Annotated in this window: 22 protein-coding genes; 4 read left to right on the top strand and 18 right to left on the bottom strand. The window is 67.8% G+C overall.

The window, feature by feature from the left end; all coding sequences use genetic code 11:
- Positions 1 to 39: 39 nt before the first annotated feature.
- From menD to ACWF5H_RS04825, 4 genes are all read right to left on the bottom strand, one after another.
- Positions 40 to 1,914, bottom strand: coding sequence for a 2-succinyl-5-enolpyruvyl-6-hydroxy-3-cyclohexene-1-carboxylate synthase (gene menD, locus ACWF5H_RS04840; RefSeq protein WP_452035181.1), 1,875 nt, complete (start codon positions 1,912 to 1,914; stop codon positions 40 to 42).
- A 62-nt stretch (positions 1,915 to 1,976) separates the two neighbouring features.
- Positions 1,977 to 4,052, bottom strand: coding sequence for a PhoX family protein (locus ACWF5H_RS04835; RefSeq protein WP_452035179.1), 2,076 nt, complete (start codon positions 4,050 to 4,052; stop codon positions 1,977 to 1,979).
- Positions 4,053 to 4,223: 171 nt separating this feature from the next.
- Positions 4,224 to 6,167 (bottom strand): DUF222 domain-containing protein, encoded by a 1,944-nt coding sequence (locus ACWF5H_RS04830; protein WP_452035178.1) that lies wholly within the window; start codon positions 6,165 to 6,167, stop codon positions 4,224 to 4,226.
- A 280-nt stretch (positions 6,168 to 6,447) separates the two neighbouring features.
- Positions 6,448 to 7,470, bottom strand: a complete 1,023-nt coding sequence (locus ACWF5H_RS04825; protein WP_452035176.1) for an o-succinylbenzoate synthase — start codon at positions 7,468 to 7,470, stop codon at positions 6,448 to 6,450.
- Between the two features lie 67 nt (positions 7,471 to 7,537).
- Here ACWF5H_RS04825 and ACWF5H_RS04820 point away from each other — a divergent pair, with 67 nt between their 5' ends.
- On the top strand, positions 7,538 to 8,449 hold the full coding sequence (locus tag ACWF5H_RS04820; protein ID WP_364643909.1) for a phosphatase PAP2 family protein: 912 nt from the start codon (positions 7,538 to 7,540) through the stop codon (positions 8,447 to 8,449).
- Between the two features lie 25 nt (positions 8,450 to 8,474).
- Here ACWF5H_RS04820 and ACWF5H_RS04815 read toward each other — a convergent pair whose 3' ends face one another.
- From ACWF5H_RS04815 to pdhA, 6 genes are all read right to left on the bottom strand, one after another.
- Positions 8,475 to 9,683, bottom strand: coding sequence for an MFS transporter (locus tag ACWF5H_RS04815; RefSeq protein ID WP_452035174.1), 1,209 nt, complete (start codon positions 9,681 to 9,683; stop codon positions 8,475 to 8,477).
- Positions 9,680 to 10,570 carry an MBL fold metallo-hydrolase gene (locus tag ACWF5H_RS04810; protein ID WP_452035172.1) on the bottom strand — a complete coding sequence of 297 codons (891 nt, stop codon included), beginning with the start codon at positions 10,568 to 10,570 and terminating at the stop codon, positions 9,680 to 9,682. The genes ACWF5H_RS04815 and ACWF5H_RS04810 overlap by 4 nt, the downstream gene beginning before the upstream one ends.
- 109 nt (positions 10,571 to 10,679) lie before the next feature.
- A complete protein-coding gene (locus tag ACWF5H_RS04805; protein WP_452035171.1) occupies positions 10,680 to 10,895 on the bottom strand; it encodes a hypothetical protein in 216 nt (71 codons plus the stop codon).
- 110 nt (positions 10,896 to 11,005) lie between these two features.
- Positions 11,006 to 12,589 (bottom strand): dihydrolipoamide acetyltransferase family protein, encoded by a 1,584-nt coding sequence (locus tag ACWF5H_RS04800; RefSeq protein ID WP_452035169.1) that lies wholly within the window; start codon positions 12,587 to 12,589, stop codon positions 11,006 to 11,008.
- Between the two features lie 2 nt (positions 12,590 to 12,591).
- On the bottom strand, positions 12,592 to 13,641 hold the full coding sequence (locus ACWF5H_RS04795) for an alpha-ketoacid dehydrogenase subunit beta (protein WP_452035167.1): 1,050 nt from the start codon (positions 13,639 to 13,641) through the stop codon (positions 12,592 to 12,594).
- A gap of 24 nt (positions 13,642 to 13,665) precedes the next feature.
- Positions 13,666 to 14,826 (bottom strand): pyruvate dehydrogenase (acetyl-transferring) E1 component subunit alpha, encoded by a 1,161-nt coding sequence (pdhA, locus tag ACWF5H_RS04790; protein WP_452035165.1) that lies wholly within the window; start codon positions 14,824 to 14,826, stop codon positions 13,666 to 13,668.
- Positions 14,827 to 15,055: 229 nt separating this feature from the next.
- Here pdhA and ACWF5H_RS04785 point away from each other — a divergent pair, with 229 nt between their 5' ends.
- Positions 15,056 to 15,517 (top strand): Lrp/AsnC family transcriptional regulator, encoded by a 462-nt coding sequence (locus ACWF5H_RS04785; RefSeq protein WP_364643889.1) that lies wholly within the window; start codon positions 15,056 to 15,058, stop codon positions 15,515 to 15,517.
- Between the two features lie 36 nt (positions 15,518 to 15,553).
- On the opposite strand, the gene ACWF5H_RS04780 is transcribed toward ACWF5H_RS04785, so the two are convergent.
- Positions 15,554 to 16,186: a dihydrofolate reductase family protein gene (locus ACWF5H_RS04780; protein WP_452035163.1), complete on the bottom strand. Its 633-nt coding sequence runs from the start codon at positions 16,184 to 16,186 to the stop codon at positions 15,554 to 15,556.
- Positions 16,187 to 16,425: 239 nt separating this feature from the next.
- Here ACWF5H_RS04780 and ACWF5H_RS04775 point away from each other — a divergent pair, with 239 nt between their 5' ends.
- On the top strand, positions 16,426 to 16,812 hold the full coding sequence (locus ACWF5H_RS04775) for a hypothetical protein (protein ID WP_452035161.1): 387 nt from the start codon (positions 16,426 to 16,428) through the stop codon (positions 16,810 to 16,812).
- Positions 16,813 to 16,884: 72 nt separating this feature from the next.
- On the opposite strand, the gene ACWF5H_RS04770 is transcribed toward ACWF5H_RS04775, so the two are convergent.
- The 7 genes from ACWF5H_RS04770 to paaA all read right to left on the bottom strand — a co-directional run bounded on the left by ACWF5H_RS04770 (position 16,885) and on the right by paaA (position 22,781).
- Complete coding sequence (locus tag ACWF5H_RS04770; RefSeq protein ID WP_452035160.1) at positions 16,885 to 17,886, bottom strand: 2-hydroxyacid dehydrogenase; 1,002 nt, start codon at positions 17,884 to 17,886, stop codon at positions 16,885 to 16,887.
- A 45-nt stretch (positions 17,887 to 17,931) separates the two neighbouring features.
- Complete coding sequence (locus tag ACWF5H_RS04765; RefSeq protein ID WP_364644799.1) at positions 17,932 to 18,699, bottom strand: enoyl-CoA hydratase/isomerase family protein; 768 nt, start codon at positions 18,697 to 18,699, stop codon at positions 17,932 to 17,934.
- 166 nt (positions 18,700 to 18,865) lie between these two features.
- Complete coding sequence (paaE, locus tag ACWF5H_RS04760) at positions 18,866 to 20,020, bottom strand: 1,2-phenylacetyl-CoA epoxidase subunit PaaE (RefSeq protein ID WP_452035158.1); 1,155 nt, start codon at positions 20,018 to 20,020, stop codon at positions 18,866 to 18,868.
- The gene (gene paaD, locus ACWF5H_RS04755) at positions 20,021 to 20,557 is read right to left on the bottom strand and encodes a 1,2-phenylacetyl-CoA epoxidase subunit PaaD (protein WP_452035156.1); all 537 of its coding nucleotides are present in this window, start codon (positions 20,555 to 20,557) and stop codon (positions 20,021 to 20,023) included.
- Positions 20,558 to 20,607: 50 nt separating this feature from the next.
- Positions 20,608 to 21,435, bottom strand: coding sequence for a 1,2-phenylacetyl-CoA epoxidase subunit PaaC (paaC, locus tag ACWF5H_RS04750; protein ID WP_452035155.1), 828 nt, complete (start codon positions 21,433 to 21,435; stop codon positions 20,608 to 20,610).
- The gene (gene paaB / locus ACWF5H_RS04745) at positions 21,432 to 21,764 is read right to left on the bottom strand and encodes a 1,2-phenylacetyl-CoA epoxidase subunit PaaB (protein ID WP_364644797.1); all 333 of its coding nucleotides are present in this window, start codon (positions 21,762 to 21,764) and stop codon (positions 21,432 to 21,434) included. The genes paaC and paaB overlap by 4 nt, the downstream gene beginning before the upstream one ends.
- Positions 21,765 to 21,788: 24 nt before the next feature.
- Positions 21,789 to 22,781 carry a 1,2-phenylacetyl-CoA epoxidase subunit PaaA gene (gene paaA, locus ACWF5H_RS04740; RefSeq protein WP_127512863.1) on the bottom strand — a complete coding sequence of 331 codons (993 nt, stop codon included), beginning with the start codon at positions 22,779 to 22,781 and terminating at the stop codon, positions 21,789 to 21,791.
- 559 nt (positions 22,782 to 23,340) lie between these two features.
- On the opposite strand from paaA, the gene ACWF5H_RS04735 reads away from it, so the two are divergent.
- Positions 23,341 to 25,545 (top strand): S9 family peptidase, encoded by a 2,205-nt coding sequence (locus tag ACWF5H_RS04735; protein ID WP_452035154.1) that lies wholly within the window; start codon positions 23,341 to 23,343, stop codon positions 25,543 to 25,545.
- The last annotated feature ends 36 nt before the right edge of the window (positions 25,546 to 25,581 follow it).

The raw sequence follows: 25,581 nt of genomic DNA, 5'->3' as shown, positions 1-25,581 counted from the left end.
CAGAATCCAGTGCTCCGTCCCCTCGCCTCCCGCCCCCCTTCACCCTCCCCCTCCTCTCCACCCCCCCCCCCCTACACCCAGCCCCCTCCCCGGCCCCCCCCCCCCCCCCCCCCCCACTTCTGCATGCAGGCTGCGCAACCGGCTGCGGTCCGTCCGGACTTCCACCAGACTGCGCCCGATCACCGGCTCGGACAGGACTGTGTCCAGCTCGTCCGCGTCCTTGACCAGCCGGTGCTGGACGCCATAGCCTGCTGCCAGCGAGGCCAGGTCCGCCCGGTGCGGGGTGCCGAAGAGGCGCTCGACGGCGGACGCATACGACGCCTGCTCCCCCACCTTCCCGTGTTCCAGGGTCGAGAAGATCCCGCCGCCTGAATCGTTGAGCACCACGATCTGCAGGTCCGGTTCGGGCTCCCCCGGTCCGAGCAACAGCGACCCGGCGTCGTGCAGGAACGTCAGGTCTCCCATGAGTGCCCGGGTCCCGGTTGCCGTTCCCAGCGCGATGCCCGACGCCGTGGCCACCGTGCCGTCGATGCCAGCCAGCCCGCGGTTGGCGTGTACGAAGGCATCCGGTGTGTCGATGGGCGTACCCGCCAAGTCCACGTCGCGGATCGGGTTGGAGGAACCCAGCACCAACCGGCCGCGGGTATTCAGCCACACCGACCGGCCCACCCGCAGCCCGGTCAGTCCCGGTTCGGCGTCCAGCACGTGGATCAAGGCAACATCGGCTGCTCCGGCCGCCTGTCGCCACAACTGCAGCCAGTCGTCCGGGCCCGCACCGGCGAAAAGGGACAGGTCCTCCGGCTCGGAGATGACACGTTCGCGACGCCGCCCCGGCTCGTACCAGGCGACAGGTTCGGGCTGGTACAACGCGGTTTGTACGTCCCGGCGGGCCAGCAGCGCGGCGACCGGGCGGGACAGCGTGGGCCGTCCAAAGACCACAGCCCGCTCAATCTGTGTTCCGAAACGGCCCAGCAGCATGCGGTAGGGGCCAATCGCGTTCGGTCCGAAGCGGGCATTGGAGGACGGCTCCGCCAACAACGGCAGGCGGTGGGCCCGGGCGAAGGCCTCGGCCACCGCTCCGGCGCCGTGACCGGCGACCACCACGGTGCGGCGTTCCTCGGTGGCGTGGACGGCCGGTTCGATCAGGCTCACAGGCCAGATGGTGGCCCAGCCGGGTTCCCCCGCATCCTTTGTCGGCGGCACGTCGCCCGTGGCATTCCCGCCCGGTTCCGCTGCCTCTGGCTCTGGCCCTGGGAACAGGGGGTCGCGGAACGGCAGATTGATGTGCACCGGACCTACGGCGCCCTGGTGCGGGCCCAGGTCTGCCGGCGCCATGAGCTGTCCTGGCGACGGTGTGGCCGCCATCGCGCGAAGGTCGTCCAGCAACGGAGCCAGCGGGATGCCTTTGGCGCTGAGCAGGCTGGTGCGGATGGCATCCGTCGGATCGTCGCCGGCCGGAATGTCAACGGCGGAGCGCACGTGGATGCCGAAGAGGCCGGGTTGGACCGTGGTCTGGTTGGCGCCGGTGCCGCGCATTTCCTCCGGCCGGTCGGCGGAGATCACCAGCAGTTCAACACCGGCGTGGTTGGCTTCCATCACGGCCGGCAGCAGCTCGCCCACGGCCGTTCCGGAGGTGGTGACTACCGGGACCGGGCGCAGCGATCCCAGCGAGAGCCCGAGCGCCGTGAAGGCCGCCCCGCGCTCGTCAATGCGTACGTGCAGCCGCAGCTCGTCCCGGGCTTCCGCCTCGGCGAGCGCATAAGCGAGCGGTGCGCTGCGGGAACCGGGGGCTATGACGACGTCGCGCACGCCGCCCCAGACCAAGGCACTCACGGCCAGTCGGGCGGCTTCCATCGAGCTCAGCTGCGCAGTCACCCCCTCATGGTAAGCAGACGGCCATGTCCGGGTGGACATGGCCGTCTGTTATCTCTTGTCGCTGCAGGCAGTGTCTGGCTGCCGCTTCACTGCTGTGTGGGCTAGCGCTTCACGTGCCCGTTCTTGCCCTTGAACATCTGGATCACGGCCGGGCGGGGCAGCGCCGCGTCGCCACGCTTGGCACGGCGGCCTTCCTGGACGTAGTCCGGGAACAGCGAGCGCTGGGCTCCCCAACTGCCGTCCTCGCCCGGGTGCTGGACCGCGACGAAAACCAGCCCGTCGTCGTCGTGAATCAGCGGGCCGCAGGTCTCGGCATCGATCGGCACAGCCATGAACTGCTCCACCTTGCCGCGTTCGCGTCCTTCCAGCGTGACGCGGAAGAGGGCGTCATTGCGCTGGATGGTGCCGGGCTGGCCGTCGGTGGAAACCCACAGGTTGCCGGCCGAATCGAAGGCCAGGTTGTCCGGGCAGGAGATCGGCTGCACCTGGTCTGCCGGGTAGCCGCTGAAGTAAACGGATTCGTCCACTGCCGGGTCCCCGGCCACCAGGATCACGCTCCAGGTGAACTCGGTGGAGGTCTGGTCGCCGGTCTCGGTCATTTCGACGATGTGGCCGTGGCGGTTGTTGGCCCGCGGGTTCGGCTCGTCCACCTGCGCACGCGTGCGGGAGGTGTTGTTGGTGCACGCCATGTAGATCTTGCCGGTCGCCGGGTTGATCTCAACGTCCTCCGGGCGGTCCATCTTGGTGGCGCCCATCGCGTCGGCGGCCAGGCGGGTGAAGACCAGCACCTGGTCGATGCCCATGCCCGGCACCAGGGAATCGCCGTCGCGGGTCAGCTGGATCCAGTGCCCGGTGCCGTCGAACGCACCGTCGGAGGGCAGCACGCCGGAACCGTCGATCTGGTTCTGCGGCGAGTTGCCCTTGAAGCTGGCCACATACAGGTCGCCCTCGGTCAGCAGGGTCATGTTGTGCTTCTTGTCGCCCTCGCGATATTTGCCCTTGGAGACGAATTTGTACAGGTAGTCGAAACGCTCGTCGTCGCCGGAGTAGGACACCGCGTGGCCGGAGGCCGCGATGGTCACGTTGGCGCCCTCGTGCTTGAAGCGGCCCAGGGCGGTGTGCTTGCGCGGAGTGGACGTGGGATCGAACGGATCGACCTCCACGATCCAGCCGAACCGGTTGTCCTCGTTCTTGCCCTCGGGGCGGTCGGTGTCAAAGCGCCGTTCCGGTACGTGCCAGCCGCGCGACGGGTTGGCCGAGGTCAGCCCGTACCGGCGCTGCTCAGCGGTCGGCGCCGACACCTTGAAGTACTGGTTGAAGTTCTCTTCGCCCGACAGGACCGTGCCCCAAGGGGTGGTGCCGCCCGCGCAGTTGTTCTGCGTGCCGAGCACCCTGCGGCCCGTGGGATCGTCCTCGGTCTTGAGCAGGTCCGAGCCGGCGGCCGGACCAGTCAGTTCGTATTCGGTGTCCATCAGGAACCGGCGGTTCAGCTCGGCGCCGCGGACGTAGCGCCACGGCTGGCCCTTGCCCTTGCGTTCCAGCTCCACCACGGACAGGCCGTGCGCGGCCATCGCCACCTCGCGCTGGCGTTCAACCGGCATGTCCGGCGGGAACATGATGCCCTCGTTGGTGTATTCGTGGTTGGCGAACAGCACCGCGCGCTTGCCCTTGCTGCCCGGAATCTCGATGATGTCCAGGTAGTCGTTGTTGTAGCCGAACTGGCCAGACTGGGACTCCTTGGTCTGGTTCTCCGGGTCGAACTCCGGGGTGTCATGGAACAGCGGGTCGCCCCAGCGAATCACCGGGTCCCAGTTGTAGCCCTTGGGAACCACCACGTCGTCCACATTGTTCGGCACTGCCTTGATGCCGTCGAACTTCAGCTTGCTGCTGTTCCCCGGGCCCTTTCCGGCCTTGGCGGCCGGAGCCAGCCCGACCTGCGCCTCGGCGGCCGCTGCCCCGCCACCGAACATCAGCGCCAGCGCACTTGCGCCGCCCAGCCCCATCATCCGGCGGCGGGAGTACTCGGCCGAGACGATGTCCCGGAAGTAGTTGTTCTCCGACGTGTTGCAAACGCCCTTGGAGCAGGCGTTGTCACACTTGAGCGCGCAGGTCACGGCGCTGCGCTTCCCGGCCACATGGCCCAGCATCGGCAGGTAGCGCTTCTTGGTTTCGGTCACGATTTTCGCCTTCCACATTCAATCGGTCGGTTCCCTCCCTCAGCGTTTCGATTGAAATCGACCGGAAGGCCGAGTGCTGGTGAATTCTTGGCCAACAGTGGGCGAAACACCTGCCCCTCTGCCCCCCTTCTCGCGGCGGGAGAAGCGTTGACCTGCGGTACAACGACAGGGTCAGAACGGTGGTCGTGCGTTCGGGTCGGTGTCCTCATCGTCGGGCAGTTCGATCCCGCCGAAGGTTCGCTTGGGCTTCCCCTGCCCTGCTGCGGCGGAGGTTTCTGCGCTGTTTGCCGTGCCATTGCCTTTGCCCCCGGCTTGGCCGTCGCCCTCGGCTTGGCCTTCGCTCTCCCCCGCGTGACCGCCCTCGGCTTGGGCTTCGCCCCCGGCTTGGGCTTCGCCCCCGGCTTGGCCTTCGCCCTCGGCTTGGCCTTCGCTCTCCCCCGCGTGACCGCCCTCGCCGTCGTCTTCGCCTTCACCACCACCGCCGCCGGCAGCGCGGGGAACGAGTGTGTCCCAGCCTTCATCCGGGAACGTGGTCTTACGGTGGCCCGTCCGCGTGGTCCAGGTGATTTCACCCTTCGGGCCCGCCTCAGCGCTGGATGCACCGGCGGTCTTTGCCGCATGGTGCGCTTTGCACAGGCATTGCAGGTTCTCCAGCACGGTCCATCCGCCGTCTTCCCACGCGATCACATGATCGATGTCGCAGTACCGCGCAGCCCGGCGGCACCCCGGGAACCGACAGTGCCGGTCCCGGATGCGGACGAGCCGTTTCAGCCATTCGGGCGGGATCCGCAGCTTCTTGGCCGCCGCGATGGCTTGGCCTTGGTCGTCAGTGAGCACCAGCAACCATGATTTCGCCAATTGGGAGAGCTGCCGGCCCATGTCTGGCGGAATCGGTCCGTACCCGGCCAGATCGCCCGGCTCCTCGCTGAGCCCCAGCAGCGTGGTCAGCGGCATCGTGACCTGCATCCCCGGCCCCGCGCTGCCGGGCCGCCCCTGCCCGGGCGGAGGAACCACGTTCGTGCCGGCGGCCCGTGCTGAGTGTTCGCCAACCGGCGCCGTCGCTAAGGCGCCCGACATCATGCCAACAACCGGTGCCGTCGGTTCCGTCACCGCTGCGTCGGACAGCAGCAGATCCGAGAACACATCGGCCCGCAGTTGCGGCAGGGTCCGTTCTTCCCCGGGACCTTGGAGGGACCGGGCAGCGGACTGGACCCGATCGAAGACCAGATGGGCCTTGTCAGCGCTCATACGGACCCACAGTTCGGCCATTCCGTCATCCTGATCCGTCACCTGCACGTCCCGGAATTCGTTCGCCCGCCGGTGCCGCTCTGATAGCGGCTCCGGGTGCAACCGGTCGCGCATCCGCCGGGCCCGCGACCTCACGGAGTCCAGGGTGATCTCCCCCGCTCCAGGCAGCACCGCTGCTTCAAAATCCTTAAGACATTCCGCCGGGAGATCGGCGGAGCCCCTGGCCAGGGCTTTCGCCCGTGGCAGGTCCAAGTCGCCGGAGCTCATCGCATGGAGCGTTCCCGGTAAGTTCGTGCAGATCTGCCGGGCGTCTGCCAGCATTACCCTCGCTGCGGCGTCCCCGGTGGACAGATGCGCCGAAATCTCCTGGGGCGCGAACCGGGAGAAGCCTTCTGGATCCCGGTCGCCGCCCTGTCCCGTCCGCAGCTGCGCGAAGCGGTTCAGCGCCTGCACTCGGCACGACTGCACCCAAGCTTCCACCCGAGCGGCAGCCTTCAGGTAATCGATCGCCTGCGCATCGTCCAGCGCCGCAGGGTCCAGTATGGCGAGCAGACTGGCCAGCTCAGCCGGCACACCTGCGCCGTCCTCCGGTATCAACGGATCATCGCCAGCGACTTCCGGAGCCGAGGACGCAGTGCTATCCGCTTCGGCGGCCAACTGTGTTGCGTTGGCGGCAGGCCATTCAGCGGCGGGGTAGCCTTCCACAGCTCCTGGCGACACGCCATAGCGGCGCAGGAGTGCATCCGCCAGAACGTGCTGCAGCAGCGCCTCCAGCAGCGAGCTATCCGGACGCGCCGGAACACCAAGATCCATCACCAGTCCCTGACCCGGAACCGGAAGCTGAAGCTCGATGCCATCGCTTTCCATGGACTTACGCTATCGGCCGCCTCGGACGTTTTAGCAGCCGAACAATGGGCTCCTTGGAAACGGGGTCGGGAGACGGGAGGAGCGACTTCCCGCGTTGAGACCCATAAACCACCGTTCCTACACAGGACGCTGGCTCCTAGCTGCTCTGGGCCACATGGTCACTGCCCGCTCGATGCCTACGCCGCCCGCCCGAGGCCTTCGCCGCCCGATTCCTTCGCTACTGGCGCCGATTCGGTCTTGGCTCAGCAGCGGGCGGGTCACGGCCCCAGCAGCGGCAAGATCACTGCTCCAGCAGCCGGTAGGTCCGGGCCAGCCGGTCCAGCCACCACTGCCGGCGGTCCTCCGGTGCGGCGAAGCGGTCCAGCAGTGCCGGATCTGGCACCACCTCGCGCACCGGCAGCCGTCCGGCCTCCGGCACCAGCGATTCAGTGGTGACGTCGCCGCCCATCAGGGACACCGTCGCCAGGCCGCAGGCGTATGGAAGCTCCGGCAGCGCCGCGGCCAGGGCCACCCCCGCGCGGATTCCTACCGAGGAATCCAGGGCAGAACTGACGACGGCGCGGAGCCCGGCTTGGGCGACAATGTCCAGTGCCCGGCGCACTCCCCCCAGCGGCTGCACCTTGACCACGATCAGGTCGGCTGCCTCTTCGCGGGCCACCCGCAGCGGGTCGGATGCTTTGCGCACGCTCTCGTCAGCGGCGATGGGCGTGTTGATGCCGCGCCGGCGCAGTTCGGCCCGGACGGCCCGGAGCCCGGCAATATCCGGCACCGGCTGCTCGGCGTATTCCAGCGAGTACTCGGCCAGCCTGGTCAGCGCGTCGACGGCCACCGCGACGTCCCATCCGCCGTTGGCATCCACCCGCAGCACCGCGTCGGGAGCGGCGGCCCGCACAGCGGCCACGCGGGCCACATCCTGGGCGATGTCCTGCCCGGTCTCGGCGACCTTGATCTTCACCGTCTTCGCCCCGTCGTAGCGCGCCAGCACGCCGGGCACCTGCTCCGGCGACACCGCGGGAACGGTGGCGTTCACCGGAACGCTGTCACGGACCGGGGCCGGGAAGCCCTGCCAGCCCGTCTCCACCGCAGCGGCCAGCCACGCGGCGGCCTCGACGTCGTCGTACTCAAGAAAAGGCGAGAATTCCGCCCACCCCGCCGGACCTTCCAGCAGCAGCACTTCGCGCTCCGTCACCCCGCGGAAGCGGACCTTCATCGGCAGCGCTACCACGCGTGCGGTGGCCAGCAGATCGGCGAGCTCGGGCAGATCGCGGTGTCCGGAAAGGTCAGGAAGCTGGTGCGGTATCATCAATCCCACTGTACGGCTGGCGCCCCCTCCCCGGATGCTGCCAGCATTGTGTGCGACCCTTGAATCGATGACTTCGCAGCGTTCCAGCCTCCGCCCACGGACCGCCTCCCGCCGTCCGGCAGCGCATGCTCCTGCCCTTTTCTGGTTGGGGGCGCTGCTCTGCGCGGGCGCGTTTGCGCTCAACTACTACGCCTTCGTCCGGACCACCACCGGGCAGTTTGCGGATGAATCGGCCTGGGCCGAGGCCGAGTCCGGCTGGCGGCTGGGCCGGGGCGTGTTCTTGGACTTCCTGGACCTGCTGCCGGACGTCTCCGTGGCCGTGGCGGCCGCCGTGCTGCTGGTGGTGGCCTTGGTACGACGGCGGTGGTTCCCCGCTGTGATCGGCGTCGGCGTGGTCGCGGCGTCGGCAGCCACCACGTGGATCCTGAAGAACTTGATCCTGGACCGGCCCGACCGTGGCGTGCCCACGCTGGAACACAATTCGTTGCCATCCGGGCACACGACCATCGCCGCGGCCGCTGCCCTGGCCATCTTCCTGGTGGTATCGCCGCGCTGGCGCCCGTTCGCCGCGGCGGCGGGTGGTCTGTATGCCGTGCTGGCCGGCGCGGCAACTCTGATCAATGGCTGGCACCGGCCGTCTGATGTGGTCGCTGCCTTCCTGGTGGCCGGATTCTGGGCCTTGGCCGCCGGTCCTTTGGTGCTGCGGCGCGGCAACGACTGGAACGTCTGGTCGGGCTACGGAAGTTTTTGGGCGGCGTCCGTCTGGTGGCCGCGGCTGTGCTGGCTGCTGGCCGTGCTGGGCATCGGCATGGCCGCCGGCCTGTACCTGCTCGCGCAACAGCTCGGTGCAGCAGCTGTTCCGGGCGAGGGCCGGATCCCGTTCTTCTTCTGGGCCGGCATGGGCATGATCGCCGGCACCGGCATGCTGCTGAGCGCCCTGCTGACGTGGCTGTTCGGCTTCCAGTCCCGCAGGCACTAAGCGGCGCAAGGATTTAATGCCGCCGCTACCTTGAACTGAGCGGCTGCTTCTGGCTTACCGGCCGGGTCCTCGGGATCCAATAGCCCAGGGCGACTGCGCCCAGGATGGCGAGCCCCGCCGTCGTCCATATCCCCACCGAGAGGGACACGAGGGCGGTGACGGCGCTGAGCAGCGCGGGGCCGCCCATGACGCCGGAGTCCGTGACCAGCCGCCACAGGCCCAGGAACTGAGGCCGTCCCGACGCCGGAGCGTGGTCGGCGCCGAGCGTCATCACGATCCCGGAGCCCATCCCGTTGCCCACGCCCATCAGCAGCGCAGCGAGCAGCAGCGCGGTGAAGCCGGTGGTGAAAGGGATCCAGATGAGGCCCGCGGCCATGATGGCCATGCAGGGCACCGCCGTCCAGATGCGGCCTTTGACGTCCATCAGCTTGCCCGCCGGGTAGAACAACAGCATTTCCACTGCGCCGGACATGCCGTAGATCAGCGACGCCGCCGACGCATCCAGGCCCAGATTCTCGGCCCAGAGCGGCAACACGGCCTGCCGCGACGCGCGGACGGCCCCGACCAGCATCACCCCGATGCCGATGGTGGCGAAGGTCCGCCAGTGGCTGTCGAGGATGCTCCGGATGGTTACCGGCGGGGCGTCCGGCGCCGTCGTCGTCGCCGGTTCGAAGTCGGGCACGGTCAGCGAGAGCGCCGCCGCCAGCACCATGGTCACCGCGCCCAGCCAAAACGCCGCGGGGATGCCGCCCAGCGCGATGGCCGCGGCGGCCAGGAACGGTCCGGCGAAGATGCCGATCCGGTGGGTGCCGCCGAGGGTGGACATGGCGCGGGCGCGCAGGTGGTGCGGCACGGCAGCGGTTAGGTAGGACTGCCGGGCCAGGTTGAACACGGACCCCGCCATCCCCACCATGAAGATGGCCGCGGCGAAGACCGGCAAACTGGTGGCGGTCGCCCCGAGCACCATGGCCGCCATCGCCCAGACGGCTGCCGCGACCAGCGCAGTCCGTTCGCCGAACCGTGCCGTGAGGGACGACGCCGGCAGGTTGGTCAGCAGCGAGGCAAGCCCGACGACGGTGGTCATCAGGGCGGCCACCGCGAAGCTGGCACCGAGGTCGTGGGCCCGCAGCGCGATCACAGGGGAGATGGCGCCCATGCCGACGCCGTACAGCACCGACGGGCCGAAGGCCGGGAGCGCTATCTGGCGGAGGCTGAATTCGCCTGCGTCGCTCACCTGTTGGCTTTGAGCCGCTGCAGCAGGGAGCGGGACTGCACCGGGCCGTAGGGCAGGATCGGGATGGCCTTGGTGGCGTCCGCGGGCATGTCCCGGCTGGCCTGTTCCCCCATCCGGACGGCCAGGGCCATGGTCTCGCACATGTTCTTCACGAAGGCGTCGCTGACGGTCTGGCCGTGGCCGGGCACCAGCACGTCGTACTCGTGGCGCAGTCCGGAGATCCGCCGCAGCGTCTCAACCCAGTCGCGGGGGTAGGAGTCCTCGAAGGCGGGCGGCGCGCCTTGCTCCACCAGATCGCCGGCGAACAGTGTGCTGGGCGAGCCGACCAGCAGGTCGCCGTCGGTATGGCCCAGGCCCAGATGGAACAGCTTGACGCTGACCCCGCCCAGGTCCACGGTGATCTCCGTGTCCACCAGCCTGGTGGGAATCCTGATTGCGGTGTACTGGCCCTCGCCGGCTGCCATTTCCGGTTCCGTCTCCGCGACGGCGGCTCGTTGCAGCGCCCCATTTTCGGCGATGTCGTTGGCACAATTGCGGTGCGCGTAAAAATCCTGCACGCCTTGGGCGGCGAAGTAGTCGTTGCCGAAGACGTGATCATAGTGGAAGTGCGTATTGACGACGGCGAGCGGCAGCTTGGTCAGTCGGCGTACCGCGGCGTAGATCCGCCGGGCCTGGCGCGGGCCGGCACCGGTATCCACCACCAGGGCCTTGTTCTTGCCGATGACCAGCCCGCTGTTGAGCAGGTACTCCGGGGTCCGGATCACATAGTTCCCGGGCGCAACCTGCACGGTTTCCGCCGGTTCGCCGGTCGTGTCCTCTGATCGGGCGGCATCGCTCATCCGGCCGTCATCCTCCATCGCCTCGCACACCGGCCGCGCAGATGGCACGGCCCTTTCCTGCTACCGTACCGCGCCGGCCCCTTCGGCCGAACGGTGGCGCACAAAGAGGTTGGGTCGCGGCTTCCGGCCGCGGCCCACTCACGACTGGCCCCAATTATCAGTACTCGTGGGCGTGGCGGATTTCCTCGCGGATTTCGCCGAACGGCACGGAGTCGTCGACGTACGCCTGCACATGCTTGGACCCCATGCCGCGGATCGAGATGCCGTGTTCCCCATCGGCAACCGATTCGAGGAACACTGGCCGGAGCGCCTCGGCATGGTGTGCAGACAACCCGGAGAGGTACTTTTGGTACGGCTCTGGCAGAGTGATCATGCCTAAGCGTAGCGCCGGCAGATCGGGTCAGCTAGGGAAATTTTCCGCAGCTTTCCCTCGGCATTGGCGGGAAGCCCGGGCCCGCGATCAGCTCGCGGGCCCGGCGTCCGTCAGAGATCGGCGAGCACGCTGCCGGGGTTTTCGATGGCATCCGCGACGTAGCGCAGGAAGCCGCCGGCCGTGCCGCCGTCGCACACGCGGTGGTCGAAGGCCAGCACCAGTTCGGTGACCTTCCGGATGGCCAGCTCGCCGTTGACCACCCAGGGCTTGTCGATGATCCGGCCGACGCCGAGGATCGCCACCTCTGGGTAGTTGATGATGGCCGCGCTGCCGTCCACACCGAAGACGCCATAGTTGTTAAGCGTGAAGGTGCCGCTGGTCAGCTCGGCGGGAGTGGCCTTGCCGTCACGCGCGACGGCGGTGAGCCGCCTGATCTCGGCGTCCAGTTGGCGGGCGCTGAGCTTGTGCGCGTTGCGGACGCTCGGCACCATCAGCCCGCGGTCGGTCTGGGCGGCGAAGCCCAGATTGACGCCGTCGAAGCCGACGATCTCCTCGCCTTCCAGCCGAGTGTTCAGCTCCGGGTACTTGGCCAGGCCGGCCAGCACGAACCGGGCGATGAAGGCCAGCAGCCCCGGGGTGTTCTCCGGGTCGCGGCGCTTCAGGTCGGCGCGCATTTGCAGCAGCGCGGTGGCGTCCACGTCTACCCAGACCGTGGCTTCGGGGATCTCCATGCGGCTGCGCGACATTGCCTGCGCCACCGTCTTGCGGACGCCCTTCATCGGCGTGCGGGCCGAAATTCCGAGGCCGGTGCGGGCGTCGGTGCCCATAGAGCCGCGGGTCTCCACGCGCTCGCTGGCGCTCGCTTGGTCGACCACCGCGGCGCGGTCGGCGCCGAGTAGAGACCGGTCGACCGCCGCGGCGCCGGCGAGTGCGGCCTCGACGTCCTTGCGCAGAATCATCCCGTCGGGGCCGGTGCCGGAGATGTCGGCCAGGCGAAGGCCGGCGTCGCGGGCCAGTTTGCGGACCAGCGGCGAGATGACCAGCGGGGCTGAGCCGATGTTGCGGGTCTCCACGCGGGTCTCCACGCGGGTCTCCACGCGCTCGCTGGCGCTCGCTTGGTCGACCACCGGGGTGCTCTCGGTGGTCGAAGGAGGCGCGCCAGCGCCGAGTAGAGACCCGTCGGCCGCCGGAACGCTTGCCACGGCGACGCGGCCGGTCTTGGGCTTGCGGGTGCGCTTGGAGCCGGCCGATCCGCCGGGGGTCCCGTAGCCGATCAGCACGTTGCCGGAGCCGGACTCAGCGGCTTCCCGGTGGGCCGCGTCCGGATGGGCGGGCTCCTTGATGCCGGCTCGTTCCTCGGTGCGGTAGGCCTCGCCGTCGGGGTGGGCGGGAGCCTCCCCCGCCCGCGGTACCGATCCGGCGGGACCCGAAGCACCGTCGTCGTGCACGTAGCCCGGCGCATCCACCGAGATCAGGGGCTTGCCCACATCCATGGTGTCCCCGGCGGCACCGTGCAGCACGGCGACGGTCCCGGCGTAGGGGCTGGGCACCTCCACCATGGACTTGGCGGTCTCCACTTCGGCCACCGGCTGGTCCACGCGGATCTCGTCGCCCACCTTGACCAGCCAGTTGACCAGCTCAGCCTCGGTCAGTCCCTCGCCGAGGTCCGGCAGCTTGAATACTTGTCGCGTCATGGCTACGCGTCCTCCCACTGCAGTTCGTCCACGGCGTCCAAGATGCGATCCACGCTGGGCAGGTAGAAGTGCTCCAGCTTCGGCGCCGGGTACGGAATATCGAAACCTGTCACGCGCAGCACCGGGGCGGCGAGCGAGTGGAAACAGCGTTCCTGCACCCGCGCCACGATCTCCGAGGCGACCGAGGCGAAGCCGGGGGCTTCGGCCACGACGACGGCGCGGCCTGTCTTGCGCACGGAGGCCATCACCGTCTCGTCGTCGAATGGGACGATGGAGCGGATGTCGATGACTTCCAGCGAACGCCCTTCCTCGGCGGCGGCGGCCGCTGCCTTCATCACGGTGGGCACAGACGGCCCGTAGGTGATCAGCGTGGCGTCGGTTCCCTCGCGGGCGATGACGGCGCGGCCAATGCTTGGGTCGGCGGGCGCAGCCGTCGGCTCCGGTCCGTCAGCGCGGTCCAGCGCCGGGGTTCCCCAGCGCGACTGCAGGGCCTCAAGGTCCAGCTGCTCCTTGGAGAAGTACAGCTTCTTCGGCTCCAGGAACACCACCGGGTCCGGGAAGCGGATCGCCTCGCGGAGCATGGTGTAGGCGTCCTCCACGGTGGCCGGGGCCACCACGGTCAGCCCGGGGGTGTGCGCGTAGTAGGACTCGGAGGAGTCGCAGTGGTGCTCCACTCCCCCGATCCCGCCGGCGTACGGAATCCGGATGACCATCGGCAGCTTCACCTTGCCGCGGGTACGGTTGGGCATCTTGGCCACATGCGAGACCACCTGCTCGAACGCGGGGTAGGCGAAGGCGTCGAACTGCATCTCCACCACCGGGCGCAGGCCGTTCATCGCCATGCCGATGGCCATGCCCATGATGCCGGATTCGGCCAGTGGGGTGTCGAAGCAGCGTTCCTCGCCGAATCGTTTAGTCAGCCCGTCGGTAATGCGGAAAACCCCGCCCAGCGGGCCCACGTCTTCGCCGAAGACGACGACGGAGCCGTCGGCTTCCATCTCATCGGCCAGGGCCGTGTTCAGCGCCTTGGCGAACGTCATTGTTGTGCTCATGGTGTGTCCTTCGGTGGGCGGCGGTCAGGCCGACTCGCGCGAGAGTTCTTCGCGCAGCATGGCGGCCTGCTCGCGCAGCTGGCTGGTCTTTTCGGTGAAGACGAACCGGAACAGGTCCTCCGGGTCCACCTCGGTCTCGGCATTGAGGCCGTCGCGCATCTGGGCGGCCACGGTTTCGGCCCGGCCGGCGATCTCCTCTTCCAGCTCCTCGGTCAGGACGTTCAGCTCCTTCAGGTAAGCCCGCAGCCGCACCAGCGGGTCCTTGGGCGCCCACTCGGCCACTTCGTCGTCGGTGCGGTAGCGGGTGGCGTCGTCGGCGTTGGTGTGCGACTGCATCCGGTATGTGTGCGCCTCCACCAGGGCCGGGCCGCCGCCGTCCCGGGCGCGGTCCACGGCCTTGCCCAGCACGGCAAGCAGTGCGGCGGTGTCGTTGCCGTCCACGCGCTCGCCCGGCATGCCGTAGCCGATGGCCTTGTGCGCCAGCGACGGCGCCACAGTCTGCTTGTTCAGCGGAACGGAGATGGCGTACTGGTTGTTCTGCACAAAGAACACCACCGGCAGGTGGAACACGGCGGCGAAGTTCAGTGCCTCGTGGAAGTCGCCTTCGCTGGTGGCCCCGTCACCGCAGAGAGCGACGACGACGGTGTCCTCGCCCTTGAGCTTGGCCGCGTGGGCCACGCCCACGGCGTGCAGCAGCTGGGTGGCCAGCGGCGTGGCCTGGATGGAGACCTTGTGCTCATACGGGTCATAGCCGCCGTGCCAGTCGCCCTGCAGCAGGGTCAGGGTCTGCACCGGGTCGACGCCCTTGGCGATCACGGCCACGGTGTCGCGGTAGGTCGGAAACAGCCAGTCGTCCGCGCCGATGCAGAGCGCGGAGGCCACCTGGCAGGCCTCCTGCCCGTGCGAGGAGGGGTAGACAGCCAGCCGGCCCTGGCGGACCAGAGCGTTGGCCTGGTCGTTGACGCGGCGGCCCACCACCAGCTCGCGGTATGCCTTCAGCAGGGCTTCGCCGTCGGGCAGCGGGTACTTGTCGTTGTGCACGTGCAGGCCGTCCGGATCCACCAGCTGCACGGGCTGGCCGGAGGGCAGCATGTAGGCCTCGGCGGTGACCGGATCGTCCATGCCGGCGCGGCGGGACGGATCGGCCATCGATCCCTCGATCGGGTTACCGGTTGAGATAGTCATGGTGTCTCCCTCGAATCCTTGGTCGGCCGCGGCGGTGGTGCCGCCCCTGCCGGGCCGCCCGGCCATAATGCGGGCGCGTCTGCCCGAAGAAACTGTGTAGCTTTAGTATGGGATTGGGCTACTTTTCGTATCCACTTCTGCGGCAAAGCGTGGATAATCTGCCTGATTGGCCGTACGCTTGGAGACAAATTGTAAGTGTGAGCTGGATAACCCCACGAGGTGTAGACGTATGGCAGAGGCCGCCGCGGTGAAAGTCCCGCAGTTGGACGAGATTGACCGTCGGATCTTGGCGGAGCTGACCCGGGACGGCCGGCTGTCCGTGACCGCAGTGGCCGAGAACGTGCACATCTCCCGCGCCCACGCCTACTCGCGGATCTCCCGCCTGACCGAGGCCGGCGTGCTGACAAAATTCACCGCCTTGGTGGACCCGATCAAGGCCGGCTTGAAGGCTTCCGCCTACGTGACGTTGAAGCTGCGGCAGCACTCCTGGCGCGAGTTGCGCGAGGCGCTGCGGTCCATCCCCGAGGTGCACCACATTGCCTTGGTCGGCGGAAACTTCGACGTCATCCTGCTGGTCCGCGCGGTGGACAATGTGGACCTGCGCCGGGTCATCTTCGACCAGATCCAGTCCATGCCCGGCATCCTGGACACCCAGACGTTCCTGGTCTTCGAGGACCTGGATACCCGCTGACCCGGCCTGCAACGTCAGCGGTCGCTGCGCCTGCTGTCAGCCGCCCTCGCTCCGGCGCGCCTCGACCTCGTCGATGTTGCCCGTCTCGACGTCGCCCGCACGCTCGTAGACCAGCCCCACCGCGCCCTTCTCGAAGGTGCGGGCCGGGCCGACCAGGCGGAACGACGCCGGAATCGTGCCGGAGCCAAAGAGCCGCTTCCCGCTGCCCAGCGTGAGCGGATAGAGCCACAGGTTGAGGCGGTTCACCACGTCCTCGGTGAACAGCGACTGCAGCAGGTCGCCGCTGCCGAAGAGGTGCACCTCGTCATGCCGTTCTCGTAGGTGCGCGGCCGCCATCGCGTTGGGCAAGGCGGTGGTGCCCGTCCAGGACGGCTCGCTCAGCGTGGTGGATACGACGTACTTCGGCACCGCGTTGAATTTCACCGCGATCGGAGAGTCCTCGCCTGCCTTCGGCCAGTAGGCCGCGAAGATGTCGTACGTCTTCCGGCCGAGCAGCAGCGCGTCGATGCGGTCGATCACGGCGCCCATCGCTTCCCCGGATTCGTCGTCGAAGAACGGTGCCTGCCAGCCGCCATAGCCGAAGCCGTCCTCCTGGTCCTCCTCGACCGCGCCCGGCGCCTGGTACACGCCGTCCAGGGTGAGGAACATGTTGGCCACGATGATGCCCATCGGTCATCCCTCCTCCGGCGCTGGGCGGCTGCCCGACGCGCCGTTTCCATCCTGCTCGCGCCGCCGCACGGTTGTCCAGAGCCCCGGCGCGCCGCGGCCGCGCTCGCATGACCTCCATGGCAGCCTGCGCAGTCCGGCGTGTTTGCCAGTGCCCGCGGGCTAGTGCCGGTAATCTTCGAAACCAACGAGCCCGTTAGCGGCTAAGCCCTTACTCCGAACGCAACGACAGACGGAGCCCTATGAACGCCGACGACGTCTGGAACCGCGCGTTGGATTACGAGTACGACGGTCCGCTGGCCGAGGGCGACCGTGCGTTGCGGGATCTGCTGCTGCTGGACGGCATGGTGCAAAACGGCGGCTTGCTCCATGCCGTGGAAGGCCTGGAGCCCCCAGAGCTGGCCGCCGCTCTGGCTGGCTACCGCTGGTTCGGACTTGAGGTGCTGGCGGACGGGATCGCAGCGACCGCAGCCGAGGCCGCCCAAGCCGAGACGCTGGCGCAGCAGGAGGCTTTGGAAGAACGGGCCAATGACCTCTACTACGGAGAGCACGGCAGCGACCAGATCGACCCAGCGTTTGGCGCCAAGTTGGCCGAACGTCCCGACGCCTTCGCGGCGACAGCCAGGTAATGGCGACAGCCCAGTGGGATCAGCCAACCGGCGCCGCCCCCCTGACCGGCGCTGAAGATTTCGCCAGACCGGTTATCCGCCGTTCCCGTCCCTGTCGGCTGAGTCACGCGGGAAACGGCCAGGCTGCACCAGGTTCTGCGGTGTTTTGCCGGCTGCGACAGCCGCAAACTGCTGCTGGAGGAGGCGGACGATCCGCGGTTCAAACGCCGTGGTGTCGCCGCCCAGGTGTGGGGTAATCAGCGCGTTGGCGGCCCGCCACAACGGATGGTCCGACGGCAGCGGCTCGGGATCGGTGACGTCCAGCGCGCAGTTCAACCGGCCGGAGACTACCTCGGCGGTCAGGGCCTCGGTGTCCACCACCGCCCCGCGGGCAACGTTTACCACCAGCGCCCTGTCCGGGAGGGCCGCCAGTACCGCAGCGTCGACCAATCCGTGAGTGTCGTCGGTCAGCGGTGTGATGACGACCAGCACCTCGTGGGACGCGGCAAGCTGCTCCAACTCCGCGGTGCCGTGGACATGGCCCTCGTTGTCATCGCGGGCGTTGGTCCCGACGCGGGTCAGCTGCACCTCGAACGGCTCCAGCCGGCGCGCGATTTCCCGGCCAATGCCGCCCACGCCCACCAGCAGCACCTTCCGGTCGGCCAGCGAGAGCCGGCGCTCATGGCGCCAGCAGCCCTCGGGCTGGTCCCGCGCGGCCACGTCGATGCCGCGCAGCGAGGCGAGCATCAGGCCGACGGCGAGCTCGGCGGTGGAGGCGGCGTGCACTCCGGCGGCGCTGGCAATCGCGACATCCGGACCGACGGCGGCGACGACGCCGTCGACGCCGGTGGTCTGGGTCTGCACCAGCTTCAGGTTTCTCAGCTTGGCCAGCTGCGGCAGGGCTCCGGCTGTGTCCGGATACGGCAGCACCACGGTGTCGATCTGATCCAACGGCGCCCCCTCGGGTTCGCTGTCGAAATCCCAGAGGACGGCCCTGATTCCGGCAGGCAGCGGGCCCAAGGCCGCCAGCAGATCCCGGTTCGGGACGGCAACGGTCCAGTCAGCCGCCATTGCGGCGGTCGGTTTGGTGCTCATGGAGCCATCCTGCCAGAGCCTGCGGGTCAGGCAGGAGTCGGACCGTCAGCCCTTGAAGACCGGCTTGCGCTTCTCCTGGAAAGCCTTGAAACCCTCGGCGTAGTCGTCGCTCTTGCAGAGCCGGCCCTGGGCGGCATTCTCCTCTTCGGTGGCCAGCCACAGCCCCAGCCGCTGGTCGCGGATGTTGGCCACCAGGTCCTTGGACGCACGGAACGCTCCGGTGGCACCTTGGGCGACCTTGCCGACAATGCCGCGGGTGGTCTCCAACAGTTCGTCCGCCGGCATGGCGCGGCTGAACAGTCCGGCCTTTACCGCCTCCTCGCCGCTCATCAGCTCGGCGGTGTAGATCAGGTCCAGGGTGCGGTGCGCGCCGAGCCTCTCGGTGAACAGCCAGTGCCCGCCCGAGTCCAAGGTGGCCCCGAGATTGGCGAACGGGGAACCGATCTTCGCCGAATCGGCAACGTACACGACGTCCGTGGCGATCAGCAGGCCAAGCCCGACGCCGAGCGCGGCGCCCTGCGCGGCGGCGAAGGTGGGGGCAGGGAATTCGGCCATCTTCCGCAGCACCGGGGTAACGACGCCGGAGAGGTAGCCGTAGGCATCGTCGGTGGAGGGATCCACCTGCGAGATGTCGCGGCCGGCGCAGAACCCGCGGCCCTCGCCGCGAAGCAGCAGCGCACGGACGCCGGCGGCAGCGGCGTCGTCGTACGCCTTGCCCAGATCCTTCACCGCCTGCTCATCCAGGGCGTTCATCTTGCCCGGCGCGTTCAGCACCACTTCGGCAACGTTGTCCTCGATGGAAAGTTCGATCATGCTCATGCGTGGTTCCTCTCGGGTCCGCTGGCGTGGTCTCCACGCGCTCGCTGGCGCTCGCTTGGTCGACCAACGGTATCGTCAGCTCGCTTGGTCGACCAACGGTATCGTCCGCTGGCGTGGTCTCCACGCGCTCGCTGGCGCTCGCTTGTTCGACCACCGGTTGCTAGGCGTCGTAGTCGACGGTGATTTCTTCGCTGGTCGGGTGGGTCTGGCAGGTGAGCACATAACCGCGCTCGATCTCGTCCGGCTCCAGCGCGTAGTTCTCCTCCATGGTGAACGTTCCGGAGACCACCTTGGCGCGGCAGGTGCCGCAGACGCCGCCGGCGCAGGCGAACGGGACGTCCTGGCGGACGCGCAGCGCGGCGTTGAGCACCGACTCGCGGGCGTGCTTGGGCGAAGCGACCTTGCCGGTGAGTCCGTCGAGGGTGAAGGTGATGTCGTAGTTGTCCGCGCTGGGATCCACCTGCACCGGGCGGCCGATGTTGCCCTGCGGCTTGGTCGGCTCGCCTGTGGAGAACAGCTCGTAGCGGATTTTGTCGGCCGGCACGCCGCGTTCGGCCAAGGTGTCGCGGCACAGCTGCACCAGCTCGTACGGGCCGCAGAGGAACCATTCGTCCACGTCGTCGGTCCGCAGCACGTTGTCGAACAGGCTGGTGAGCTTTTCGGCGTCGATCCGGCCGGAGAGCAGCGGCGAGATGCGCTGTTCGCGGGACAGCACATGGTGCAGCGCGAACCGGGTGGGGTACTTGTCCTTCAGATCCGCTAGTTCCTCCACGAACATCACGTCCATGGCGGCCTTGTTCGCGTACACCAGGTCGAACCGGACGTTGGTGTTGGCGGCCAGCACGGTCCGCGCAATCGAGATCACCGGGGTGATTCCGGAGCCGGCCGCGAACGCCACGAAGGTGGCCTCGACGTCGGTGTTGATCTGTTCCGGGTGGTTGATTTCCGTCATCTGGTGCTTGGAAATGAACGCGCCCGCGGGGCTCATCACGTCCAGCACGTCTCCGGCCGCGAGGTTGTCGTTGGCCCAGTTGGAGAACAGGCCGCCGATGTCCCGCTTGATCGCCACGCGGATCTCGCCCGGCTTCGGTTCGGCACAGATGGAGTAGCTGCGGCGGATTTCCTGCTCCTCCAGCGTGGTCCGCAGCGCCACGTACTGCCCGGGCACGTAGTCGAACTGCCCCTGCAGCTCCTCCGGCACGGCGAACGTGACCTCCACGGCCTCGTCCGTGAGCTTGCGGACCTCGGCGACGGACAGCGGGTGGAACGTGCCGCGGCGCTTGGCTGCCGGGGCCTCCGTGGTGGAAGTAGTCATCTAGAGCACCTTGAAGTAGTCGAAGGGTTCGTGGCAGTCATTGCACTGGTACAGCGCTTTGCAGGACGTGGAGCCGTAGCGGGAGAGCTCGCGGGTGTTCAGCGAATCACAGAGCGGGCACTTCACGCTCAGTCCCAGCTTGACCGGTCCGGTGCGGATCGGCGCGGAGCCCGACGGCGGCGCGATGCCGTATTCGTTCAGCTTCGCCTTGCCCTCGGCCGTCATCCAGTCCGTGGTCCAGGCCGGGGCCAGCACCAGCTTCACGCGGACGTCGGCGTAGCCGTGGGTTGCCAGTGCGCTGGCGACGTCTTCGCTGATGGCATCCATCGCGGGGCAGCCGGAATAGGTCGGGGTGATGGTCACCTCGACAGCCGGCCGGCCGCCGTCGTCGGTTTCATCCAGCACTGACACGGACCGGAGGATTCCGAGGTCCTCGATGGTCAGCACCGGGATCTCTGGATCGCAGACGGTTGCCGCGACATCCCAGGCGCGGGCTGCCTCGGTTTCGGCGGGCCGCTGCGCGGTGTTAGTGGACATGAATTGCTCCGTTGTTCCGAAAAGGACTGTTCCGAAAGGACCGGCCGCTGTTACCAGCTGGCGCCGGGATGTTCGCGGGCCAGCACCTGCATCTCGGCCAGCAGGTAGCCCAGATGCTCGCTGTGCTTGACGCGGGTCTTGTCCGTCATCGCGGGCTGGACGTCTGGAACCTCCAGTGTGGCCTCCGCCAAGACAGCGGCGATGTAGGCATCGAAGCTTGCACGTAGTTCCGAGGGCCGCACGGCGATCCCGCTCAGGCGGTCGAACAGGTCGTCGTCCTCGAACAGTTGCTGCACGTACGGCCAGACGGACATGAACCCGGCGGCGATCCGGCGGTGCGACTCTTCGGTGCCGTCGCCCAGGCGCACGGTCCACTGCTCGGCGTGGTCGCGGTGGTAGTCCACTTCCTTGACAGCCTTCGCCGCGATGGCCGCCAGGGTTTCGTCCTGCGAATCGACCAGCCGTGAGTAGAGTTCGTGCTGGTAGGCGGCGATGACCAACTGGCGGGCGATGGTCCTGCCGAAGTCGCCGTTGGGCTGTTCCACCAGGTAGCTGGAGCGGAACTCGCTCTCGCCGCGCCAGTAGGCCAGGTCGTCTTCGGACTTGCCCCAGGCGGAGCCGGCGTAGGTCAGGAAGGACCGGGCATGGCCGATCTGGTCCAGGGCAATGTTGCCCAGTGCCACATCCTCTTCCAGCTCCGGCGCGCGGGAAATCCACCAGCCCAGGCGCTGGGCCAGGATCAGGGCGTCATCGCCCAGGCGCAGGGCGTATTCGGCGATGTCCTCGCTGGCCTTGCTGCCTTCGGTGACCTGCTGCGCGATGTCTTCGGGCCGCAGGGCATTGCCCGGCGTAATCCGGGTAGCGCTCTCGCCGCTCACAGGTGCTTCACCCCTTCACTCTTGGTGTAGTACGTGGCGTGGCGGTAGTCCTTGCCCTTGGGCGACTCGAAGAACTCGCCCTTGGCGTCCGGATCGCTGGCCACAATGGCCGACGCCGGCACCACCCAAAGCGAGACGCCTTCGTTGCGCCGGGTGTACAGGTCCCGGGCGTTGCGGACGGCCATCTCGGCGTCCGGCGCGTGCAGCGAACCTGCGTGCACGTGGGAGAGCCCGCGCGAGGAGCGGACGAAAACTTCCCACAGCGGCCAAGGCTGCTTGTCCGACAATTCCGAGGTCTCCTCGGGCGCCGGCTTGACGGGCCGGGCCATTGCGGTCTGGTCTCCTGTTGCCACTTAGGCCACCTGTGCTTTCTGTGCCTTCTTGGCCGCGTAGGCCGCTGCTGCTTCGCGCACCCAGGCGCCGTTCTCATGTGCCTCGCGGCGCCGTTCCATCCGCTGCGCGTTGCAGGGGCCGCGGCCGGCGAGGACTTCGTAGAATTCGTCCCAGTTGAGTTCGCCGTGCTCCCACAGGCCGGTTTCCTCGTTGTAGCGGATCTGGTCATCCGGCAGGGTCAGGCCCAGGACCTTGACCTGCTCCTGGATCATGCCAACAAACCGCGAGCGCAGCTCGTCGTTGGAGAATCGCTTGATGTTCCAGGCCATCGACTGCTGCGAGTTCGGCGAATCGGTATCGGTGGGGCCGAACATCATCAGCGCCGGGGCGTAGAAGCGGTTGACCGCGTCCTGGGCCATCTGCTTCTGCGCCGGGGTGCCGTTGGCCAGTTCCAGCAGAATCTCGAAACCCTGGCGCTGGTGGAAGGACTCTTCCTTGCAGATGCGGACCATCGCGCGGCCGTACGGGCCGTAGGAAGCGCGGCAGAGCGGCACCTGGTTGGCGATAGCGGCGCCGTCGACCAGCCAGCCGATGGCGCCCATGTCCGCCCAGCTGTTCGCCGGGTAGTTGAAGATGGAGGAGTACTTGGCCTTGCCCGACATCAGCTGCTCGTTGAGCACGTGGCGCGGGGTGCCCAGCGTCTCGGTCGCCGAGTAGAGGTAGAGCCCGTGTCCGGCCTCGTCCTGCACCTTGGCCATCAGGATGGCCTTGCGCTTCAGGCTGGGAGCGCGTGTGATCCAGTTGGCCTCCGGCTGCATGCCGATGATCTCGGAGTGCGCGTGCTGCGACATCTGCCGGGTCAGCGTCTTGCGGTACTTCTCCGGCATCCAGTCGGCCGGCTCGATGCGGGAATCCTCGGCAATGATTTTGTCAAAGTAGGCCTGTCCGGCCTCGTCCTCAGCGGACGGCACGGCGTGCAACTTCTGGTCGCCGGCGTCGGTCTGCGTTGCCACGATGGTCACCTCACTGTACGTAGTCCGGCCGCGAAATAATTACCGACCGTTCGTTCAGAATATATGGGCCTCCCGGGAGCGTCAAGGCTGAGGACAGATCAGGCCGTCACACGCACAGGCCGTAGTTACAGCCCGCTCAGAGGAGAATCCTTGCCGCAACACGATGAAGCCTCTACCGTCCAGCGGTAGAGGCTTCATCGTCAAAGACTTAAAGAGAGACGGGCTTAGATGGCCGAAGCGATCCATATGATCAAGGCAATCGCTGCCAAGACGCCCACAATTGTCCAAATGAGGTTGCTTCCACGCATTTGTTTACTCCCTTCTGTCCAGTTATCCCCAATACACACGAGAAATGAACACGGGGCAAGAGGGACAACCGCCTGATGGCTCCCTGTGCCGCCCTCTCCGACCGGCCCCGACAGGTGCAATCGCGCGGAAAACGAAGCTCGCAGCCTCACGAATTCGTCCGTCAAAATTGGTCGCCGATTTCCGGGGCTTCGTTGTCCACTGTGAGCCAAACCGGAGCCGCTGCCGGTCAGCCCGTCTATATATTGGTGCCATGACGCACACCCCTGCCGAAACCGTCCACGCTTCCTCCACGGCACCTTCTCCGGCAAACCGCCCCGAACCGCCGGTGACCCGCAAGGCTGCCATCGAGCGCTCCCACCACGGCGACACCTTCGTAGACCACTACGAATGGCTGCGGGACAAGGAGAACCCGGACGTCGTGGCCCACCTGCAGGCGGAAAACGCCTACACGGAAGCTGTGACGGGACACCAGCAGCCGCTGCGTGAAGCGATCTTCCAGGAGATCAAGAACCGCACCCAGGAAACGGACCTGTCCGTGCCGGTACGTAAGGACGGCTGGTGGTACTACGGCCGCATGGAAGAGGGCAAGCAGTACGGCATCCAGTGCCGTGTCCAGGCCTCGGACACCGGCGATCCGGCCGCCGATTGGACTCCCCCGCAGGTTGAAGCCGGCCGGCCGGTACCCGGCGAGCAGATCCTGCTCGACGGCAACGCGGAGGCTGAGGGCAAGCCGTTCTTCTCCCTGGGCGGCTCGGCCGTCACCAAGGACGGCAGGCTGTACGCCTACGCCGCGGACTACGCCGGCGACGAGCGGTTCACCCTGCGGATCAAGGATCTGGACACCGGCCAACTGCTGGACGACGTGGTGGAGAACGTCTTCTACTCCCTCGCCTTCGACCCCGACGGCAGCCGCGTGTTCTACACGGTGGTGGACGAGTCCTGGCGCCCGTACCAGATCAAGGCGCACGCCATCGGCACATCGGTGGACTCCGACGTCGTGATTTATCAGGAAGACGATCCGGCCATGTGGATGGGCTTCGACCTCTCCGCCGACCGCCGCCACCTGGTCATCGGCATCGGCTGCTCCGAATACTCCGAGACGCGGCTGCTGGACTTCGCCCATCCGGACGCCGGGCTGCAGACGCTGATTCCGCGCACCGAGCGGGTGCTCTACGACGCCGAGCCCTTCCTGCTGGACGGTGCGCGGAAGGTGCTGCTCACGCACAACAGGGACGCCGTCAACTCGATGGTCTCGCTGGCGGACGTCTCGGAGTTCTCCCGGCCGCTGGAAGCTCAGCACTGGGACACCGTTGTGGCGCACGACGACGAGGTACGGGTCAACGGCGCGGGCGTCACCTCCACGCATGTGGTGCTGTCCATCCGCAAGGACACCATCGAACGAGTGCAGGTGCTGCCGCTGGCCGGTCTGGGAACCACAGCGCAGGCAGCCCCGGTGGAGCCGGGCTTCGACGAGGAGCTGTTCACCGCAGGCGTGGGCGGTTCCGACTACGAGGCGCCGGTGATCCGCCTGGCCTACACCTCGTTCCTGACCCCACCCCGGATCTACGACTACGAGCTGGCCACCGGCACGCTGCACCTGCGCAAGGAAACGCCGGTGCTCGGCGGCTACGCCCCGGCCGACTACGTGGCCGAACGGGAATGGGCCACGGCGGCCGACGGCACCAGAATCCCGCTCTCGGTGGTCCGCAAGGCCACGGTGCAGCGCGACGGCGGCAACCCCGCGCTGGTTTACGCGTACGGCAGCTACGAAGTGAGCATGGACCCGGCCTTCAGTACCGCGCGGCTGTCACTGCTGGACCGCGGAGTGGTCTACGTGGTGGCCCATGTGCGCGGCGGCGGCGAGATGGGCCGGCACTGGTACGACGACGGCAAGAAACTGCACAAGAAGAACACCTTCACCGACTTCGTGGACGCCACCGACTGGCTGGCGGCCTCCGGCTGGGCGGACCCGGCGCGGATCGCAGCGATGGGCGGCTCGGCGGGCGGCCTCCTGATGGGCGCCATCGCCAACCTGGCACCGGAGAGGTACGCCGCGATCGTGGCGCAGGTGCCGTTCGTGGACCCCCTGACCTCCATCCTTGATCCGGACCTGCCGCTCTCGGCACTGGAGTGGGAGGAATGGGGCAACCCGATTACCGACCCCGAAGTCTATGCCTACATGAAGTCCTACTCCCCGTACGAGAATGTGCGGCCGGCGGCCTACCCGAAGATCGCTGCGGTGACCAGCTTCAACGACACGCGGGTGCTCTACGTCGAGCCGGCCAAATGGGTGGCGGCCCTGCGGGAGATCGGAACTGGCTCTGATCCGATCGTGCTCAAGACCGAAATGGACGCCGGCCACGGCGGCGCGTCCGGCCGGTACGAGGCTTGGAAGGACCGGGCCTGGGATTACGCTTTCGCCCTCGATGCGATCGGCGCCGCCGAGCCGGCTTAACGACGGCGCGACGGCACCGTCCGCACCCCGAGGGCA

The organism is Arthrobacter sp. NPDC055138 (genome assembly GCF_053607305.1).
The sequence above is the reverse complement of the archived record's forward strand: the minus strand, read 5'-3'. Positions and strand labels throughout refer to the sequence as shown.